General features: G+C 35.6%; 16 protein-coding genes, 1 tRNA gene and 1 other RNA gene. 3 read left to right on the plus strand and 15 right to left on the minus strand.

Annotation, left to right across the window (positions count from 1 at the left end; genetic code table 11):
* Window positions 1-273 precede the first annotated feature (273 nt).
* The 9 genes from LQ677_RS11025 to treP form a co-directional block, all read right to left on the minus strand.
* Window positions 274-1,122, minus strand: coding sequence for a patatin-like phospholipase family protein (locus LQ677_RS11025; protein WP_078099983.1), 849 nt, complete (start codon window positions 1,120-1,122; stop codon window positions 274-276).
* Between the two features lie 81 nt (window positions 1,123-1,203).
* Complete coding sequence (gene recR / locus LQ677_RS11030) at window positions 1,204-1,800, minus strand: recombination mediator RecR (RefSeq protein WP_025906091.1); 597 nt, start codon at window positions 1,798-1,800, stop codon at window positions 1,204-1,206.
* 2 nt (window positions 1,801-1,802) lie between these two features.
* Window positions 1,803-2,123, minus strand: a complete 321-nt coding sequence (locus LQ677_RS11035) for a YbaB/EbfC family nucleoid-associated protein (RefSeq protein ID WP_025906093.1) — start codon at window positions 2,121-2,123, stop codon at window positions 1,803-1,805.
* 91 nt (window positions 2,124-2,214) lie between these two features.
* Entirely contained in the window at window positions 2,215-3,906 is a 1,692-nt protein-coding gene (dnaX, locus tag LQ677_RS11040; RefSeq protein ID WP_239748833.1) for a DNA polymerase III subunit gamma/tau, read from the minus strand.
* 69 nt (window positions 3,907-3,975) lie between these two features.
* Entirely contained in the window at window positions 3,976-4,512 is a 537-nt protein-coding gene (locus tag LQ677_RS11045; protein ID WP_037590598.1) for a GNAT family N-acetyltransferase, read from the minus strand.
* A 91-nt stretch (window positions 4,513-4,603) separates the two neighbouring features.
* Window positions 4,604-4,872, minus strand: an RNA gene (gene ffs, locus LQ677_RS11050) — signal recognition particle sRNA large type.
* Window positions 4,873-4,926: 54 nt separating this feature from the next.
* Window positions 4,927-5,655 carry a trehalose operon repressor gene (gene treR, locus LQ677_RS11055; protein ID WP_239748834.1) on the minus strand — a complete coding sequence of 243 codons (729 nt, stop codon included), beginning with the start codon at window positions 5,653-5,655 and terminating at the stop codon, window positions 4,927-4,929.
* Window positions 5,656-5,683: 28 nt separating this feature from the next.
* A complete protein-coding gene (gene treC / locus LQ677_RS11060) occupies window positions 5,684-7,327 on the minus strand; it encodes an alpha,alpha-phosphotrehalase (protein ID WP_239705843.1) in 1,644 nt (547 codons plus the stop codon).
* A 33-nt stretch (window positions 7,328-7,360) separates the two neighbouring features.
* Window positions 7,361-8,797, minus strand: coding sequence for a PTS system trehalose-specific EIIBC component (gene treP / locus LQ677_RS11065; protein ID WP_126477366.1), 1,437 nt, complete (start codon window positions 8,795-8,797; stop codon window positions 7,361-7,363).
* A 119-nt stretch (window positions 8,798-8,916) separates the two neighbouring features.
* Between treP and LQ677_RS11070 the strand changes: the two genes are divergently transcribed.
* Window positions 8,917-9,663 (plus strand): serine hydrolase, encoded by a 747-nt coding sequence (locus LQ677_RS11070; RefSeq protein ID WP_159315716.1) that lies wholly within the window; start codon window positions 8,917-8,919, stop codon window positions 9,661-9,663.
* Here LQ677_RS11070 and LQ677_RS11075 read toward each other — a convergent pair.
* The 6 genes from LQ677_RS11075 to gltB form a co-directional block, all read right to left on the minus strand.
* Window positions 9,652-10,560 carry a C40 family peptidase gene (locus tag LQ677_RS11075; protein ID WP_239748835.1) on the minus strand — a complete coding sequence of 303 codons (909 nt, stop codon included), beginning with the start codon at window positions 10,558-10,560 and terminating at the stop codon, window positions 9,652-9,654. The two genes, LQ677_RS11070 and LQ677_RS11075, sit on opposite strands and share 12 nt — an antisense overlap.
* Entirely contained in the window at window positions 10,557-11,657 is a 1,101-nt protein-coding gene (locus LQ677_RS11080; RefSeq protein ID WP_239748836.1) for a dipeptide epimerase, read from the minus strand. The genes LQ677_RS11075 and LQ677_RS11080 overlap by 4 nt, the downstream gene beginning before the upstream one ends.
* Window positions 11,658-11,669: 12 nt before the next feature.
* The gene (locus LQ677_RS11085) at window positions 11,670-12,593 is read right to left on the minus strand and encodes a S66 peptidase family protein (RefSeq protein WP_239748837.1); all 924 of its coding nucleotides are present in this window, start codon (window positions 12,591-12,593) and stop codon (window positions 11,670-11,672) included.
* 651 nt (window positions 12,594-13,244) lie between these two features.
* A tRNA-Ser gene (locus tag LQ677_RS11090) sits at window positions 13,245-13,337 on the minus strand.
* 60 nt (window positions 13,338-13,397) lie between these two features.
* Complete coding sequence (locus LQ677_RS11095; RefSeq protein WP_025906111.1) at window positions 13,398-14,855, minus strand: glutamate synthase subunit beta; 1,458 nt, start codon at window positions 14,853-14,855, stop codon at window positions 13,398-13,400.
* 15 nt (window positions 14,856-14,870) lie between these two features.
* The gene (gltB, locus tag LQ677_RS11100) at window positions 14,871-19,364 is read right to left on the minus strand and encodes a glutamate synthase large subunit (RefSeq protein WP_239748838.1); all 4,494 of its coding nucleotides are present in this window, start codon (window positions 19,362-19,364) and stop codon (window positions 14,871-14,873) included.
* Window positions 19,365-19,506: 142 nt separating this feature from the next.
* Between gltB and gltC the strand changes: the two genes are divergently transcribed.
* Together gltC and LQ677_RS11110 are read left to right on the plus strand one after the other, a co-directional pair.
* Window positions 19,507-20,394, plus strand: a complete 888-nt coding sequence (gene gltC / locus LQ677_RS11105; RefSeq protein ID WP_037589378.1) for a glutamate biosynthesis transcriptional regulator GltC — start codon at window positions 19,507-19,509, stop codon at window positions 20,392-20,394.
* Window positions 20,395-20,410: 16 nt separating this feature from the next.
* Window positions 20,411-21,022 (plus strand): DNA-3-methyladenine glycosylase, encoded by a 612-nt coding sequence (locus tag LQ677_RS11110; protein ID WP_049320781.1) that lies wholly within the window; start codon window positions 20,411-20,413, stop codon window positions 21,020-21,022.
* The last annotated feature ends 34 nt before the right edge of the window (window positions 21,023-21,056 follow it).

Raw genomic sequence — 21,056 nt, forward strand, 5'->3', positions numbered from 1 at the left:
GATTGGTTAAGCCAATCACTCTGAAGTACTTTCAGTACTCAATTATTGGAATTAACGTTGACATATTGTCATTCAGTTTTCAATGTTCATTTTGTCTCACAAGAAACTATTATACACACTTCTTAATTCGAAGTCAACAACTTTTTAAAATTAATTTTCAAAGTGTTTTGATGTTTTATTTATCTCTCGCTCACAAGATATAACTATACACGCTAAATACCCTTTACTCAAGCATAAAAATTACACCAAAACACTCAATACTCTCAATTATACTTAATTCTCAACATATTCTTTTAATTTATCGTATATTTTTTCAGCATCTTTATATCCTTGTTTGTATAAAGCATCTAATTTTCTAGGATTTTTCTCGATTCTATCAACAGATAATGAATCAGAAGGTCTGATAACAAACAAATTACCTTTCTCTTCTTCCGCTTCTATCCATTCTAAAGTCTGATTATAATGTTTATATCTAATTGCCATTAAGTGATTTATTTTAGGATATGCTTTCAATCTGAATACTTTTGAAAATTTACTTTGTTTTTTGCGATAGCCTTTCGGTCTTGTCAAAATCAAAACATTTTTCTTATAGCCTTCTTCAATTGCTTTATCAATTGGAATAGGATTGACGATACCACCATCTAATAAAGTATGACCTTTATATTGAACTGGGTTGGCCATCATTGGTAAAGAACTTGTTGCCTCTAGAGCAGTCAATATAGAACCTTCTGTTTCTTTCTTATTGAAATAAACCGCTTCTCCTGTGTCACAGTCTGTCGTTACAACAACAAACTCTTCCTCTGCTTGATCAAACTTTTCAAAGTCAAAAGGTTCCAAGTAAGTTGGTATATGATGATACACAAAGTCCATACCAAATATCTCTTTATTTTTTACATAATTTGATAGCGAAATATAGCGCTTATCTTTAATGTATTTAGTTGTAACACGATGATTGCGTCTAAATTGTCGAGATATATAACTTGCAGCCATAGATGCGCCAGCAGAAACGCCAATATTATATTTAAAATACAAATCTTTCTTAATGAAGAAATCTAGCACACCTGCTGTGTACATACTTCTCATTCCGCCACCTTCTAATATTAATGCTGTGTCTTTTATCATAGTTACACTTCTTTCTATATTATTAGTTGAATGAAAGCGAGGCTGAGACATTCTTCATTGTCCCAGCCTCAATTATAATTATTAAATTTCTGTTCTTCCAGTTATAGCTTTCGAAAGTGTTACTTCATCAGCGTATTCTAAATCTCCACCTACTGGTAGACCATGTGCTAGTCTAGTTGTCTTAATACCAATCGGTTTAACGAGTCTAGATATATACATTGCTGTTGATTCACCTTCTATATTAGGATTAGTCGCTAATATAATTTCTTCGATTTCATCATTCTTCAATCGTTCTAATAATGAAGGAATATTAATATCTTCAGGTCCAATACCTTCCATTGGAGATATCGCACCATGTAATACATGGTATAACCCTTTATATTCACGCATTTTTTCCATAGCTATGACATCTTTAGAATCTTGAACAACACACACAACTGAACGGTCTCTTTGTTTATCTTGGCATATATGACAAGGCGAAACATCCGTAATGTGTCCGCAAGTTTCACAATAAGTCAGTTCTCTCTTAACATCTACAAGAGATTTGGCAAAAAGTACAACGTCGTCTTCCTTCATATCTAATACGTGGAAAGCTAAACGTTGTGCAGTCTTCGGACCTATTCCCGGCAATTTCATAAAGCTATCGATGAGTTTAGATATTGGTTCTGGGTAGAACATCATTACATCATTCCAGGAATGTTTAGACCTTTTGTATGTTTACCTAAACGATCTGCTGTTACATCATCTGCTTTAGATAAAGCGTCATTTGTTGCTGCTAATACTAAATCTTGTAGCATTTCAATATCTTCAGGGTCTACTACATCTTCTTTAATGATAACGTCTAATACTTCTTTATGACCAGAAACAACAACTGTAACCATTCCGCCACCAGCTGTTCCTTCAATTCTTTCTTCTTTTAGCTTTTCTTGTTCCTCAGCCATTTTCTTTTGCATTTTTTGCATTTGTTTCATCATTTGTTGCATATTTCCGCCACCGCGCATAATTTCGTCCTCCTAATTTCTAATTTATACATTTAAGGTTATTAATTTTTGTCATATTTATTATACATGCCTTTAGAGGCGATGTCATGTATTACTCATCCGTAACATGTACAGTATCTTCACCAAACAACTCTTGAGCTTTCTTTACAACATCCGCTTCTTCCGGCTTTTCTTCTTGCTCAACTTCACCTTGAGCCGTATTCGCTTTTTTAGATTGAATATACTGTTGACGAACTTGTAACCATTGTGAATTTGGTACGCCAACAACTTTTACATTCTTGTTAACGATCTCGCATACAATCGCTTCGATATGATTTCTTTTTTCATCATTCTTATTCACGATTTCACAATGAATATCTTCATCAAATTTCACGAGCACATGATCTTCACTTGCTGCAACGGGTTCCGAGTTTAAGAGCAGACTGACTAGCGCTCTTTGTTCTTTCTCTTTAACCGATTCAATTACTGCTTGCCATTTTTCCTTAAGTAAATTCAAGTCATCACGGTTAGCATGGTCAAGTACACGTTCGATTTGTCGAATAGAGAAGACATGCTTAGATTGTTTACGAGAGATATTTTGTTTATTTTCAACTGGTTTAGCCTTTTGACTGACACCGTTTTGAGCTAGCTGCTGAATCGTCGCTTCAAGTTGTTGAATTTTATCCATCACCTCGCCAGAGCCAGCGTTTTGGTTTGAACTGACAGATGCTGTTTGTCCACTATTATTCTGATCAATTAATTCTGTTAACTTAACGATTAGTATTTCTATATGAACATTTTGGTTAATTGCAAATCTCATTGAAACTAATGTGTCGTTAATACAATCAATCATTTTGTACATTGTATTTAAGTCTACTTGATTCAGTGCGTGGTCGTCTTCAACTTGTTCAGTAGTCTTAGCGACAATTGAATCTCTTATGAAATAAATCATATCATTTACAAGTCTATTCACTTCTTTACCAGCAGCTATAAATTCATGATATCTAGTAAAAGCTTGTTTAATATCTTTAGCCACCATGTCTTTAAACAAAGCATTTAAAGCCGCTTTATCTACACTACCTGTTACATTCAAAGCATGTTCGAGTGATAAGTGCCCATCTCCAAAAGCGATTGCTTGGTCCATGATACTTAATGCATCTCGCATACCACCTTCTGAAACTTGAGCGATAAATGCCAAAGCTTCTTCTTCGTAGGTAATGTTCTGCTCATCTGCGACAAACGCGAGTCTACTTTCTATTTCACCAGAATGGATGGCTTTAAAATCAAATCTCTGACATCTAGATATAATAGTAGGTGGTATCTTGTGAGGTTCAGTAGTTGCGAGTATAAAAATAGCATGACTTGGTGGTTCTTCAAGTGTCTTTAAAAGTGCATTGAAAGCACCTGTTGTAAGCATGTGCACTTCATCTATAATATAGACTTTAAATTTAGATTCACTTGGTGCATATTTTACTTTATCTCTAATATTACGTATTTCATCTACACCGTTATTACTGGCAGCATCAATTTCAATGACATCTGAATTTGTTCCTTGTGTAATACCTTTACAAATCGCACATTCATTACAAGGTTCCCCATTCGTATTCTCTGTACAGTTAATTGCTTTAGCGAAGATTTTAGCAATACTTGTCTTACCAGTTCCACGTGGGCCATTAAACAAATAAGCATGTGATTGCTTTTCTTTTTGGATGGCGTTTCTTAATGTTTTTGTGACATGTTTTTGACCGACAACATCCGCAAATGATTGTGGTCTATACATTCGATACAAAGCCTGGTAGTTCAAAGTGGCACCTCCAAAATTTAATAAGATATTGGCTATATTATATCATGAATCAATAGGTACACCCTATTATTAATTATCAAAAGCTTCTGGGTAGTGAACAGTGCCTTTAATTTCTTTTGTTGGGTGATCCCATAAATATTTAAACATGAAATTTTCATCTGGCACTTCAAATGGTGGGTATATATTAAACTCTGAAGCTGCATGATAACCTAATTTATGATAATAATCAGCATGACCTAGTACGACTACACCGACATAGCCATTTTCATAAGCTCTATATTCTAAAGCTTCTATTAAAGCTTTCCCTATTCCTTTATTTTGATACTCTGGCAAAACGGAAACAGGTGCAAGCGCTAATACTGTATGCGTTTCTTCATCAGAACTAACGGTCACTTCTGACATCATGGCATGCCCAAGAATTTTGCCTGATTCTGTCTTCGCTACAACTTCAAGTTCTGCATTATAATTCATTGATTTTCGTATTTTACCGATTAATTCGTGTTCTGTTCCATCAGAATAACGTTCATTTTCGAATGCTGCTTTAACGACTTCTTTAGCTAATTCATATTCCGATTCTATAATCGTTCCAATTAGTAATTGCGTCATGTATAAAATATCCCCCTGATATTAGAAAAAGGGTGACCGCGGTCACCCTTTTGAATTTATATATAATTTGATAAGTTTATAAAATTTAAAACCGTGCACCTTTGCTTTGAACAAACATCACAAGCGTTACCTCAGTCGTTAGCTAAACTTCGGCTACCCTACGGCACATACAATGATCCACTTAATGCTGCTTCCTTCCGGACCTGACATGATTCATGGGTTTGTATTGCATAGGACCGACGTCTTCAGACACCACGTGCTGAGGGCAGACCTCACAATAATATGTCCGCGGCAAAGGAATTCAGTCTTGCATAAGCGGATTTCAAGTACAGGGAACCGCTACCTCCCCACTTAGCACGGCAATATATATACTACAACAAAATGTTACGATTTGGCAAGAAAAAACTACTTCAATCAAAGTGTTTTATGAATCACCCTGCGAGAAAAATCTACAAACTTGAATTCCGTCGCGATATGTCTTGAAATATTATATTGAAATTTTTCTGCATTATTAAGATACACAGTACCTCTAACCGTTGCTGTATAAGGCGGGTTCAACTTTCCAAAATATAATATTTCATTCTCAGTCATCTCTTCAAATGTAATAGACTTATTCGAGTAACTGATTTCTACATTCATTTCTTGTTCAATAAATTTATAGATAGATTCAGCTGCAACTTCTTCAGTGAGTTGAGGAATAATTTGACATTTAAAGTAATCCTCATCCATTATACGCACAGCGTCATCTTTCGTTCTCGTTCTAATGACATGCCACAGCTTATCTTGGTCTCTTAATTCAAGGGCATGTTGAACGACAGGAACGTCTTTAGCATCTATAACCTCAAGTAATTCAACTTTAGTTACATAATCAAGTCCTAAACGTTTATTAATTTCTTGAAAACTCACCATTTCCGATATCGGAAATTGAATAACATCTTCATAAATAACGACAGACCCTTTACCTCTTAACTTTTGAATATAACCTTTTTCTTGCAATAAATTTAAAGCTTTCCTTACAGTCTCTCTAGAAGTTGAATATATCTTTGTTAATTCATTTTCTGAAGGTAGTTGCTGTAAATGAGCATATTCACCATTTAAAATTTTTTCACAAATAGATTGGTAGATTTTCATATACTTGTTCATGCGTTCACCTCTATACCTTCAACATCAATTAGTCACCACTTACATTTACGACAAAAGCATCAAATGGTTGCAAAGCGTTACCATTTAAATCGTTATTTGCAATCATGATTTCACCCTCTAAATCGATATCTTCTGGGATATCAACGATTTGATCAGAGTAGTTTGCAACAACTAACCAAGTTTCATTATTTAAATGTCTCTTGTAAACGAACAACTCTGGATGCTCCATATGAAGTGGTTCAACTTCTCCATACGTTATCACATCGTGTTCATGACGTAATTGTATTAACTTTTGATACGTATAGAAAATAGAATCTTTATCTTCCAATGCCGCTTCGACATTAATATGCTTATAATTTTCCGGGATACCAATCCATGGTTCTCCAGTTGTAAAGCCTGCCTCAGCATGCGCATTCCATTGAATAGGCGTTCTAGAATTATCTCTAGATTTCTGACCTATTACTTTCATAATCATTTGTTCATCCATACCGCGTTCTTTTAATAATTTATATGCATTAAGCGATTCGACATCTTTATATTGATCAATATCCGTGAAACCTGGATCTGTCATGCCAATTTCTTCACCTTGATAAATATATGGCGTACCTTGAAGCATGTGTAATGATATCGCGAGCATCTTAGCAGATTTAACTCTTTCTGCTTCTGTATCATCTTTACCGAATCTCGTTACGACTCTAGGTTGATCATGGTTACACCAGAAAATAGCATTCCATCCGTTACCTTTTGCGATGTTCACTTGCCAATCCATCAATATACGTTTCAGCTCAAGAAAATCAAATTTCATATCCGACCACTTTTCACCATCTTTATAATCTACTTTTAAATGATGAAAATTAAATACACTACTTAACTCATGACGTTCTGGATTTGTATATTTAATACAATTATCAATCGTTGTTGATGACATTTCTCCAACCGTCATAATATCTTTATTGCCAAATGTTTGTTTGTTCAACTCTTGTAAATACTCATGGACTTTAGGTCCATCTGTATAAAATTCTTTACCGATTGCTGTTGAATTTTCGAAAGCACCTTTGGAAATTAAGTTAATGACATCAAATCTGAAACCATCTACGCCAAAATCAATCCAATAATTAATCATTTCATATATTTCAGCCTTCAAATTGTCATTCTCCCAATTTAAATCAGCTTGAGAAACATCAAACAATCTTAAATAATAACTTTCTGTTTGTTCATCATAAGTCCAAGCATTACCACCGAACTTAGACTCCCAGTTCGTTGGTGGCTCTTCTTTAGTGCCTTCTTTCCAAATATAATAATCACGATACGGATTATCTTTAGACTTGCGAGATTCTACAAACCAGTGATGTGATGTCGAAGTGTGATTGATCACAATATCGAGCATCACTTTAATACCTAAACTGTGCGCTTCATCTAGTAATGTTTTGACGTCTTCCTTTGTACCAAAATCAGGATTAATTTGATAATAATCACTAATATCGTATCCATTATCGTTCATTGGTGATTGATAAATTGGCGTTAACCAAATGTAATCTACACCTAACGTTTGTAAATAAGGTAATTTTTCTATAATACCTGGTATATCACCTTGTCCATTTCCAGTCGTATCATTGAATGACTTTGGATAAATTTGATAAACAACGGACTTCTTCCAATCTGAAACTGCCATATAGGTATACTCCTTTATTTATATATATATATATTATTCTTGAACCATTTCTTTAGCTTTTTCATTAGCAAAGTTTGAAAGCACAATCGTTAGTATAGCTGGTAATACTACCGCAATCAATGTCGCAATACCGAACACACCCCAGTATTCTCTTTCAATAGAAATAATTGCAGGAACGCCACCTACACCAACTTTACCGATAACACCTGCAGCTCCTATAAACGCGCCTAGTAAACTAGACGAAATAATTGCTGCAAAGAACGGATATTTCAATGGTAAGTTGACACCGAACATTGCTGGTTCAGTTACACCTAAGAATGCTGAAATACCAGATGTAGCCGCTAAACCTTGTTCTTTAACCATCTTACGTTGTTTGTATACTACCCAAGCGCCGAATGCTGCTGAACCTTGACAAATATTAGATATTGCCACGATTGGCCATAAGTACGTGCCGCCTAAAGGACTTCCTATGAGTTGGAAATCTACTGCTAAGAACATATGATGTAATCCTGTAATAACAAGTGGTGCATAGAATAATCCATACACTGCGCCACCTAACCAGCCAGCACTTTCGAAAATTGCTTTAATACCGTTCGTAATTAACGTACCTAACTCTAACGCTAATGGACCAATAACGATAAATGCTAAAAATCCAGTAATTAATAACGCTACAGGACCTACTACGAGCATTTTGATAGAATCATGTACACGTTTAGCTAAGAATTTCTCAATAATAGATAATACCCATGTTGCAAATAATATCGGTAATACTTGACCTTGATAGTTTAATTGCTTAATTTCTAAACCAAATATGTGCCATACAGGAATTTCACTCGATTTGCCGCCACCTAAATCATACTGAGAAGCAAGCTGCGGATGTAACAAGATTAAACCTAATACTAAACCTAGAATTGGGCTACCACCAAATACACGCATAGCTGACCAACCAATTAAAGCCGGCAAGAAGATAAATGCGGTACTTGCGATAACGTTAATGATGTTTGCAAAGTCAGCAAGCCATGCATATTGTTGAACAAGTGACTTAGCACCAAATAATTTTTCTGCTGTTAATACATTGTTTAAACCTAATAGTAAACCTGCTGTTACGATTGCAGGTAAGATTGGAATGAATACATCACCCAACAATTTAATTAAACGTTGAAATGGATTCATCTTCTGCTCAGAAGCTTTCTTCACATCATCTTTCGAACTTTCTTCAACACCTGTTTCTTGTTGGAAAATTTTATACGCCTCATCAACAGTTCCCGGTCCAATTACAATTTGAAATTGGTTGTTTGCTGAGAAGGATCCCTTCACTAAATCTATTTGATCTAATGCATCTTTATTTACTTTACTTTCATCATTTAATACAAGTCTTAACCGTGTCACACAGTGGGTTGCGGCATTTACATTGTCTTCCCCACCAATAGCGTCAATAATCTGTCTTATCTCTTCTCTCTTTACAGACATTTAACTCACTCCCCTATCTCTATTTAGTTGAATTATAACTTGTATATACAAGTATGTAAAGGCTTACAATTAATATTATATAAATAATGTAGTATGATTGTGTAAAGGAGGTTTTTCATATGTCTTTTTTAACACATGAATATATCGATCATGACAACGTTGCACTCGATTTTGCAAAAGGAGATTCTATCGTTTTCACAAACCATCACCACGAAAAAATATTTGAATCAGCAAGTTTAATTAAATTGCCTATTATGATTTATATTTATGAAAGCACGACTCAAGAAGATAGAAAAGCACTCGTTCAAATCAATGATAAAGTTGGCGGCAGTGGTGTTCTAAAAAATATGGATATCGATCAACTGAGGATTCAAGATTTAATCTACTTAATGATCGTTGTTTCAGACAATACGGCAACGAATACATTAATCGATTATTTCGGACTTCAACATATTAACTTATTTATTCAAGAAACATTGCAATGTGAACAAACGCAGTTAAATCGTTATATGATGGATGCAGAAGCAATAAGTGAAGGGAAACAGAATACAACGTCTTCTCAAGATATGATTCATATACTTCGCTTTATTGCAGAGCATAAACATCATCAAGACATGATGAACATCATGAATGACCAACATTTAAACGATAAAGTTTCAATCTATCGATCATTTTGCGAAGATACACTTAATTTCCACTCTAAGACAGGGGAGTACGACAACGTTGTCAATGATGTAGGCATCATCCAACATGAAGGCGAGTTATATTATTATTGTTTCTTATCCAACACAAATAAACCCAAAAAGGCGATCGATTTCTCTCACCAATTTGGGTCATATATTATTCAATCTATATTAGATATTTGATAATCGGGCAGCTTTAGCTAATATCTTTTGATAATAACTACCTGATAATTTAATGATTTCGATACTTTTCGGTGTATGCGGCGCGTGAATCATCATGTCTTCTCCCATGTATATGCCAACATGTGATAGGAAGCCTTTATCTTCTGGTTTACTGAAGAACAGTAAATCACCTGGCAAAAAGTCATGTGATGCTATTGAAATATCCGTCATTGCTTCATATTGTTCATCAGCATCTCGGGGGATGTGGAAGTTTTGACTTTTGTACATTTGAAAACATAATCCTGAACAATCATAGCCATAACCAGACATCCCTCCCCATAAATAAGGTAAGTCTAAAAAGCGCTTCGCATTTTCAATGACACCTGCCATTGTGCCAATTTCGAATGCACCAGATTCATCACTGAATTCTACATCATTCTCACTAATAAGACCCTTGCCTTCAGGTGTATCAACTTCAATAAAAGGCTCATCTTGCTTAATAATAGGTAAAATCGTATTAAATGACAGAATTTGTTTCGTAGTAAAATCTAAATTAAACAATGTCGTCTTAGGTACATTAACACGAAGGCGTGGATGTGTATCGTACGCCTTCATCTCACCTAATTGACTCGTCGGAATAAACCCTGGATATCCCTTTGGATTCTGTTTAGACGGTTGCTCTAAACAGATAACGTAACTCCAGCCATCTTGTTCTTCTACGACTTCTACTTTTTCGCCATAAAGAATTTGCGTATCTATTCTACTATCTTCCGTAAAAGATAATTTCTGTTCTAAATTAAGTTCAAGTAACCAACGTTGAATATCTGCTGGATACATGATACCGTCTCTATCAATTTCTCTAGCTTTATCAAAGCTTCTCCATATTGTCCCGACATTTACTCTGCAATATTTAATCATGAGCTCACCTTCTTATATAAAGATTCACGATCTATTCCTAACCCTGTACCTTCTGAAACGGTTACTTTAGCACCTTCATAAGTAATACCACCTTCAACTTGTCGCTCGACTACCATTAAAGGTGCATCAAAATCAACACGATTCACTTGTTCTGCTGCCAAACTAAAATGCAAAGCTGCCGTAACGGACACATGTGTTTCCATCATACATCCAACCATGCAAGGTATCGCTTCACCTTTAGCAATATCATGTATTTTTAAAGCTTGATGAATACCACCAGTCTTCATTAGTTTAATATTCCATATATTTGTCGCACCAACTTCTACAAGTCTCTCGGCATCATGTATACTAAACAATCCTTCATCTACCATTAAAGGTATTTTGAATTCTTGAGATAGCGCACCTAGTACCTTATACTCATATCTCCCAACAGGTTGTTCAATACTTTCAATATTCAAATCTGCTTCATCAAAATGTTTCAATGCATGATGTGCACCTTTTTCATCCCATGCTTGGTTTGCATCCGCACTTAAAATAACCTCACTTGGTAAAGAAGAACGTAATGCTTGTAATCTATTTAAATCTGTAGAGACATCGTCTTTACCCACTTTTATTTTCAAATGGTTAAAGCCATCTTCTACATATCTCAAACCATCTTCCACCATTTCGTCAGCATCATTTAAACTCACGGTATAACACGTTTCTAACGATTTATTTCCCGGGTTATGATTAATATATTGATATAAAGGCAATTCTGCTTCTTGAGCTAATAAGTCATAAAGCGCGATATCTATTGCAGCTTTAGCACTTGTATTACCTACTATGACTTGATGAATTTCATCTAGTAAGTCTTTCGTTAAAGGTCGGTTAATTAATAGTGGCTTAAAGACTTCTTCAATCGCAGCTTCTATACCACCTTTTGTATCACCGGTAATAACATATGTAGGTACAGCTTCACCAACACCAATAACATCCTCATAATTCGTTTCAATAAATACATATATACTTTCAATAACCTCTACTGTTCTCAGTGCTGTTTTAAAAGGTTTCTTCAAAGGTGTTTCATATCTATAGTATTTTATATCTGTTATAAACATATAACTTCCCCTTTATTCTATAATTACACCTGACGCTATATTTAACACTTTATTGTCCACATCTAATGTAGCTTCTGTTCCAAACGGTATCGCAAAATGTGGTGTGCAATGCCCAATATTCAAATCATATGCTGCTGGTTTATTTAATGGCGTTATAAAATCATCTAACACTTCTTTCATCGTTAAAGATTTTTCCGGATTTTTAGGCTCGCTATCTGTGAATGGTCCGAAAATAAATCCAGAAGCATCATCTAACTTGCCAGCAGATTTGAGTTGTTGTAAAAATCCATCTACCTTATAAGGCACTTCCCCAATATCTTCTATAAATAAAATTTTATCTTTAGTGTCGATTTCATATGGTGTGCCTAAACTTGAAACAAGTAAAGATAAACAACCACCAACAATTTCTCCTTCAACGTGACCACCAACTAGCGATTTAAACGTTAATTGATCTGTAGGATAAGACACAGTTTCACCATTAAATAACTGTTCAAAGCTCCCAATAGAAATCTCATTATAAGTATCTCCTATATCAGATGCGATCATAGGACCTTGAAACGTTACCAACCCCGTTTGTTGTCTAATAGCATTATGTAAGCATGTTATATCACTGTATCCCCATATAATTTTAGGATGTGCTTTTACAAGATTATAATCAATACGTTCTACAATTCTAGGTGTACCATAACCACCGCAAGCACATATAATACCTTTCACTTCATCATCTTCTAACATGTCATGCAAACTATCTAATCGTTCATCATCCGTTCCCGCTAAATGACCATGAACGCGGTCTATATTTTTCGCTAGTTTAAACCGAATACCATATTTCTCTTCTAAAAGTTTCAACCCGTTCTTTAAATGCGTTTGGTTCGGTGGACTCGCTAATGCTACAACACCCACCACATCTCCTCTATTTAATCCCTTTGCTTTCATTAAGACACGACCTTTTATCAGAATATTCTTATATTATAGCAAAGTTGTTATCCATTTGTGAAAACAAAAGAAATTGTCATAAACGCGTGACGATATGAGGTTGGAGATATGCGCGAGTTAGGTTGGAGCGAGGTTGGAGTTTGGTTGGAGTCCGGTCCGAGTAACTGTCATTATTCTGAATTCTGGTAGTTAGAATCCGCTTACTTCCATTATTTCGAATTCTGGTAGTTAGAATGCTGTAACTTCCATTATTCCGAATTGTGGTAGTTAGAATCCTCTAACTTCCATTTTTCTGAATTCTGGTAGTTAGAACTCGTATCCTTAGAGACATTTCTCGGAATTCTGTCCCTAACGACACCTATTACGGACATTTCTCAGAATTCTGTCCCTAACAGCACCTCTTACGGACATTTCTCGGAATTCTGTCCCTAACAACGACTCTTACGGACATTTCTCAGAATTCTGTCCCTAACAAAAACCCTTATATCTATATCCTCTTTATTTCCACCTGCAATATTCCACCCTACAACTCAATCTCCACTCCGCGCCCAATTCCACATCCAACCACAATATTTTTTCACAACAAAAAAACACTGCCCACAAAAGTGGACAGTGTTCTTTATATATATAGTCTTGGATATTTTAAAATAATGGCGGAGGAAGAGGGATTCGAACCCCCGCGAGCCGTTAAGCCCCTGTCGGTTTTCAAGACCGATCCCTTCAGCCGGACTTGGGTATTCCTCCAAATAAGACATTATTTATCTTATAACATGCCATTACTGATGTCAACAAAAATCACAAAATTTAAATTGTAATTTTTTTCTTTAAGGATTCATCTACAGCTTTTGCAACTGCACGACCTTCTTTTATTGCCCAAACGACTAAACTTTGACCTTTTCTTGCATCTCCAGCTACAAATACTTTATCTTGATTTGTTCTGAAATCTTTTTCATTTGCTACGATTTTGTTTCGTTCAGTCTTTAAGTTGAATGAATGTGGTACTAAATGTTCTGTACCTTCAAAACCGATTGATAATAGGACTAAATCTGCTGGCCAATGACGTTCTGTACCTTCGACAATCACCATGCCGTCTTCAGTTTCTTCTAACACTTGCGTATAAAGACCGCGAATATTACCATTTTCATCAACATCATAACGCATTGTTTGAATACCATATGCTCTTGGTTCGAATCCGAATTTTTCACGATATTCTTTATGCGCATAGTCTAACTTGAAAATTGGCATTGGTAATGGCCAAGCTGTATTTTGTTCCATTTTATCTGTTAGTCTTACATATTTATTAAATTGGACGACTGATTTACAGTCATCTCTTAATGCTGTTGCTACGCAGTCAGCACCTGTATCACCCGCACCGATTACAATCACATTTTTACCTTTTGCTGTTATAGTTGGTTCGTCAATTTCTCCCATTTGTAATTGTGTTTGCTCTGTTAAATATTCCATCGCAAAATGTATACCGAAGCTCATACGTCCTTCTAATGGTAAGTCTCGTCCTTTTTGTGAGCCTGTACAAACAATAATTGCATCATACTGTTCATCTAGTTCCTCTTTCGTGATGTCTTTCCCCACATTAACATCTGTTTTAAAGACGATACCCGCTTCTTCCATTAATTTCACACGACGTTCGATAACCTCTTTATCTAATTTCATACTTGGTATGCCGTACATAAGCAAACCACCTGGACGATGGTTACGCTCATATACAGTCACATTATAGCCAAGTAAATTTAATTCTTCTGCAGCTGTTAAGCCTGCTGGACCACTACCGATAATGGCTACTTTTTCTTCTAAGCGATGCTCAGGAAACTTAGGTTTCACAAGTCCCATATCATACGCTTCATCTATTATTGTACGTTCTATCCCTTTGATTGCGACTGAATCATTATTAATCGCTAAGACACATGAAGATTCACATGGCGCAGGACATACTCGACCTGTAAATTCAGGAAAGTTATTTGTTTCTGATAATCTTGCATATGCTTCTTCATAATCTTTGCGATACACTAAGTCGTTCCACTCTGGTATATAGTTACCTATTGGACAACCTATTGTATCTCTACCGAATGATGAGCCTGTTTGACAAAATGGTGTTCCGCAATCCATACAACGCGCACCTTGTGTAGCTGCATCTTCTTTAGTAAAACGTTGTTGGAATGCGTCATATCCTTTAATTCTATCTTTTAACGGCAACTCATCAAGTTGTTGCTTAGGATACTTCATAAAACCTTTAAATTCACCCATAATATGCCCTCCTTCTTAATATACCGAAGCCAGTTCTTCTTCATCACCAATAGATTTTCGATCATCAAAGAATGCATTTAACAGTGCATCTTCTTCGTTTTCTAATTTGTGTAGTGAAATCTTCTGCATCATAAGTTTGTAGTCTTTCGGAATCACTTTAACTACTTTGTCTACAATTGTGTCAAATGACGCTAGCACTGCTTGTGCTTTTTTACTATTTGTATATCGAACATGTTCTTCTAACATTTGTCTTAAATTCGCAATTTCATCTGGATCTTTTAATGTTTCAAACTCTAAAGTGTCAAGTTCATTATCTTTTTTGAATGCTTCAACATCTGTTGGCAATGCGTAACATACGCCACCACTCATACCTTGACCGAAGTTACGTCCTACATCACCTAAAATGACAACACGTCCACCAGTCATGTATTCTAATCCGTGGTCGCCAACACCTTCAACAACGACGTTAACGCCACTATTTCTTACACAGAAACGTTCACCAGCTCTACCGTTAATATATGATGTTCCACTTGTTGCACCGTAGAAACAAACGTTACCGACAATGATATTATCTTCTCTATCTTCGTTAGGTGCGTTTAAGATTAATTTACCTCCGGATAAACCTTTACCAAAGTAATCGTTAGCGTCACCAGTATGATGTAACGTCATACCTTTAGGCGTGAATGCGCCATAACTTTGTCCAGCATGTTTAAATGTCTTAACACTTATTGTATCTTCTGGTAAACCAGGTTCACCGTGCACTTCTGTAATATAGCTACCTGTAATTACACCAACATCTCTTTCAGTATTTCGAACGTTATAACTACCAACAAATTTCTCACCATGATCAATTGATGCTTTTGCATCTTCATATAATTTCGTTAAATCGAATCCAACATCAAGGTGATGATTTTGATTCATAGAGCGGTATCTTTCACCTTCATTTACAAATAAAAGTGCCTCTAAATCAAGTTCTCTCGCTTTAGGATGAGCGTAATATCTGTTTGATACTGATAACAAATCCGTTCTACCTACAAGTTCATCCATTGTTTTTAAGCCTAATGAAGCTAAAATCTCTCTTATTTCCTCGGCAATAAAATACATGAAGTTTACGATGTGATCTGCTTTACCTGTATATAATTTTCGTAAGTCGCCATTTTGAGTTGCAATACCAACTGGGCATGTATCTTTATGACATACTCTCATCATAATACAGCCAAGCACGACTAAAGGTGCTGTCGCAAACGCAAACTCTTCTGCACCTAACGCACATGCAAGTGCAACGTCGCGACCAGTCATTAATTTACCGTCAGTTTCTAACGTTACACGTGAACGAAGACCATTTAACATAAGCGTTTGATGTGTTTCAGATAAACCAATCTCCCAAGGTAACCCAGCATGTTGAATACTCGTCTTAGGTGATGCACCCGTACCACCGTCATATCCACTGATGACAATTTTGTCGGCAAAAGCTTTTGCAACACCTGCTGCAATTGTACCTACGCCAGATTTAGAAACGAGTTTAACACTGATGTCTGCTTTTCTATTTGCATTCTTCAAGTCATGAATTAGTTGTGCTAAGTCCTCAATAGAATATATATCATGGTGAGGTGGTGGTGAAATTAATCCTACACCCGGTGTTGAACCACGTACTTCAGCTACCCACGGATAAACTTTTGTACCAGGTAATTGTCCACCTTCACCAGGTTTAGCACCTTGTGCGACTTTAATTTGAATTTCTTTAGCATGTTGTAAGTAATCGCTCGTTACACCAAATCTACCTGATGCGACTTGCTTAATAGCACTCATATAATTTGTGCCATCCGGCTTAATAATAAAGCGTTCTGGATTTTCTCCACCTTCACCGCTATTACTACGTCCACCAATTCTATTCATCGCTTCTGCTAAAGTTTGATGCGCTTCTTGAGAAATAGAACCAAAGCTCATTGCACCTGTCTTAAAGCGTTTCACAATTTGGTCAGCAGATTCTACGTCTTTTAAATCAATTGCGCGATCTGATTTAAAATCAAGTAAGTTTCTTAAGTGACTCATACGTTCACTATCTGCAGCTTCAGAATACTCTTTAAACATTTCAAAATTATTATCTCTACATGCATGTTGTAATAAATGAATTGTCTTAGGGTTGAACGCATGATATTCACCTTGTTGACGCCATTGGAAAGTACTACCTGAATTTAAATATTTAATTTGTTCAGATTGTCTCGCTTTATTCTCTTTATCAATCGTATCAATTGATATACCAGAAAGTTTAGACGGTGTACCTGTAAAGTATTGTTCGATAACATCTTTACCTAACCCAATTGCTTCAAAGATTTGTGCACCTTGATAACTTTGAACAGTTGAAATACCCATTTTAGCCATTACTTTAATGACACCAGCTGATAACGTTTGACTAAACGTATCAATATTCTGTTCAACTGTACCTTCAAGACGTCCCGCAGCAGTTAAGTCTTCAATCGTATAATGTGCTAAGTAAGGCACAACAGCATTGGCACCATAACCTATTAATGTAGCTAAATGATGCACTTCACGACACTCTCCAGAATATGCCACAATACTTGTATCTAAACGTTGACCCGTTCTTATCAAGTGTTGATGAATGTGACTAACCGCTAATAATATCGGCATTGCAAACGCCGCTTCTAAATCTTCAACAGACTCATCTTCTAAGACAATAATCTCAGCACCATTTTTAACGGCTTTTGAAACAGTTTGCCCTAAGTCATCTAACGCTTCTTTAAGCGAACCTGTGTAAGTCGTCGGAATCACTGCAACATTAAATTCACTATCTTGAATTTGTTCAAGTTGCGCTTTCGATAATACTGGATGATTTAATTGAATTCTTCTCGTGTTATCTTGATGTGGTTGTAACAAGTTACCTTCTTTACCTAAGTAAACCAATTCACTTGTAACGATTTTCTCTCTATATGAATCTATTGGTGGGTTTGTTACTTGTGCAAAATGTTGTTTAAAGTAATTAAACAACGATTCTGGTCTCGTACTCAACACGGCGACTGGCGTATCAAAGCCCATCGCACCAATTGGATCTTTCTTCTCACTCACAAGTTCTGACATATATTTATTAATTTCTTCTTTTGTATATCCGAAACGACGTTGTAATTGGAATAATTTTTCTTCTTCAACATGTGAAGGTGTCGCCACTGTATCATTTACGTTTAACGCTTTATGGCTTACCCACTCATCATATGGATATTCACTTGCGATACGTTGTTTTAATTCATCATTTTCGATAACTTTATTCTCTTTAAAATCCACTAATAAAAGTTTACCCGGGTTGAGTTGCCCTTTATAAACAACATGTTCTTCTTCAACGTCAATAACGCCTACTTCTGAAGAAAATATAATTTCATTTGAATCTGTAATTGTGTAGCGACCAGGTCTTAAACCATTACGGTCTGTTAATGCGCCAAGTTTATCTCCATCACAGAAACTAATCATTGTCGGACCGTCCCAAGGTTCCATTAAATAACTGTAATATTCATAGAATGCTCTAATTTTAGGATCTTGTGTTTCGTTATATAACCACGGTTCAGGTATCAATAGCATTGCTGCTTGTTCTGGAGGAATGCTTAAACTTAAGAACTCTAGAGCATTATCAACGATTGATGAGTCACTTCCTGATTCATCTAGCACTGTTCCAATCTTATCTTTCACATCACCAAAGATTGTTTCAATTAATCTGTCTTGTCTTGCACGCATCCAGTTAACATTACCTTTAATCGTGTTAATTTCACCATTATGCATTAATAATCTATTGGGATGCGCTCTTTTCCAACTTGGAAATGTATTCGTACTAAATCTCGAATGTACAGAACCAAATTTAGAAACATAATCTTCATCTAACAAATCAATATATAAACCTTTAATTTGGTCTGAACGCAACCAACCTTTATATACGATTGTGCGTCTAGATAAACTTGCAAAGTATAAATCTAAATCTTGTTCATCGCCATATCTTTCAATTTGTTTACGCGCAATGAATAACGAACGATCAAAATGTTCACTTGAATGATTTTCAACAAACACTTGTTGAATACAAGGCATTGTCGCTTCGACATGTTCTGCCAATACTGATGTATCTAATGGAACATCTCTGTATCCAATAACTTTTAATCCTTCTTCTTCAAAGTACGCATTAAACTTCTTTTCATGTTCACTGCCAGCTATTTTTTCATCAGTGAAAAACATACCTACTGCGTAATGTTCTTCTTCAGGTAAATTTAATTTTAATTTTTGTTTAAAATAGAGGTGAGGGACTTCTGTCATAATACCAGCACCATCACCAGTAATTCCGTCAGCTCCAACTCCACCTCTATGATCTAACCTACAAAGCATTTCAATTGATTTTAGTACAATTTCATGTGACCTTTTGTTGTCCATATTGGCGTAAAAGCCAATCCCGCAAGCATCATGCTCGTCCATCGAATCATATAGGCCAAGTTGTCTTCTATCTTTCTTAAATGACATACGACATCACCTCAACAATAAATTTCAGAATCTTCAATAATTGATAGTCTATATCATACTTTACAAGGACTTATCTTAACAATATATAAAATAGATGAAATATATCTAAAAATTAGATAATATAAATAATGAGGTGTTGAATATGGAGATAAAACAATTAATTTATTTTAGAGAAGTTGCTTTAAGAGAGCATATTTCAGAGGCTGCGCTTGAGCTAGAGATTGCCCAGTCCGCGGTCAGTAGACAAATCGCAAATTTAGAAAAAGAATTAAACACGACGTTATTTTTAAGAGAAGGTAGAAATGTAAAATTAACGGACAGTGGTGAACTCTTACTTACACAGACAAATAGAATTTTAAACTTAATAGAAGAAACGAAAGATTTATTTATACATCAAGAACATTCAGATAGACGTTCTATTAAACTCGCTTATACAGAAAGTTATGTATCACAAGCATTACCGGCTATTATTAAGACTTACGAGCGAGATTTCAAAATAGAAGTTAGACCTATGATGATGACACCACTAGAAATCGAAGAAGGTTTATTATCTCACCAAATAGATGTCGCGTTATGCGAACTTACACCGAAACTTACAAACAATAAACATACTATTAAACATACACTATTCGAAGAAACATATAATTTATACGTTCATAATAACAACGATTTATCAATGAACCCTAAACCGCCTTTATCACAATTGAGCCAGCAATACATTTACCATTTCAACACATTACCTGATCAAATATCACAATTAATACGTAAACATGCATCACAGAAGACTTACCCGATTTCAAATTTTGCATTATTACGACAAACATTACTATCTGAAAAAGGCGTACTCATCGTGCCAGATTATTTAAGTAATGGTATTGAAAATGAACAACTTACAAAAATCCCGTTAACACATACCGAACTCAAAAGAACGATTAACATTGTTTATCAAGACAATAATCAAAATAGTAAATTGAAGACTTTTATTGAACATACACGTTCTTTACTACAAAGACAAGCAACGTATCATTAAGGAGGATATTTTCAAAATGGATTTTATCAATAGAACGACTGAAGAAATTGCTGCTGACTTACTTGGCGTCAAAATCATTCACGAAACAGACGATATCGTATATACAGGTTATATCGTTGAAACGGAAGCTTATATTGGTAAACACGATCAAGCTGCCCATTCATTCAATGGCAGAAATACTAAAAGCGTGAAATCTTTGTATTGCGAGGGTGGAACGATCTATGCACACTCTATGCACAAACAACTACTGATTAACTTTGTTACACAAGTTGAAGGTGAACCTCAAGGTGTCTTAATTAGAGCAATAGAACCTGAACATGGTATTGAACAAATGGCATTGAACCGTAACGGCAAAACAGGTATAGAATTAACAAATGGACCTGGCAAATTCACGCAAGCGATGCAAATATCTAAAGCATTAGACGGCACTAAACTTAATGCCAATTGCTTAAAAATCGATACAACAAATAGAAGATACCCTAAACAAATCGAACGTTCAGCAAGAATCGGCGTACCAAATAAGGGCATCTGGACTGATAAACCATTACGTTTCACAGTAGCGGGGCATCCGTATGTCTCAAAAGCTAGAAAACGCGATTCACTACCTTGTGCTGAAACATGGAAATAATTGAAGTCCACCTCTTATGTACGTATACTATAGT

This window comes from Mammaliicoccus sp. Q-M61 (assembly GCF_022386055.1).
Taxonomy (GTDB): Bacteria; Bacillota; Bacilli; order Staphylococcales; family Staphylococcaceae; genus Mammaliicoccus; species Mammaliicoccus sciuri_A.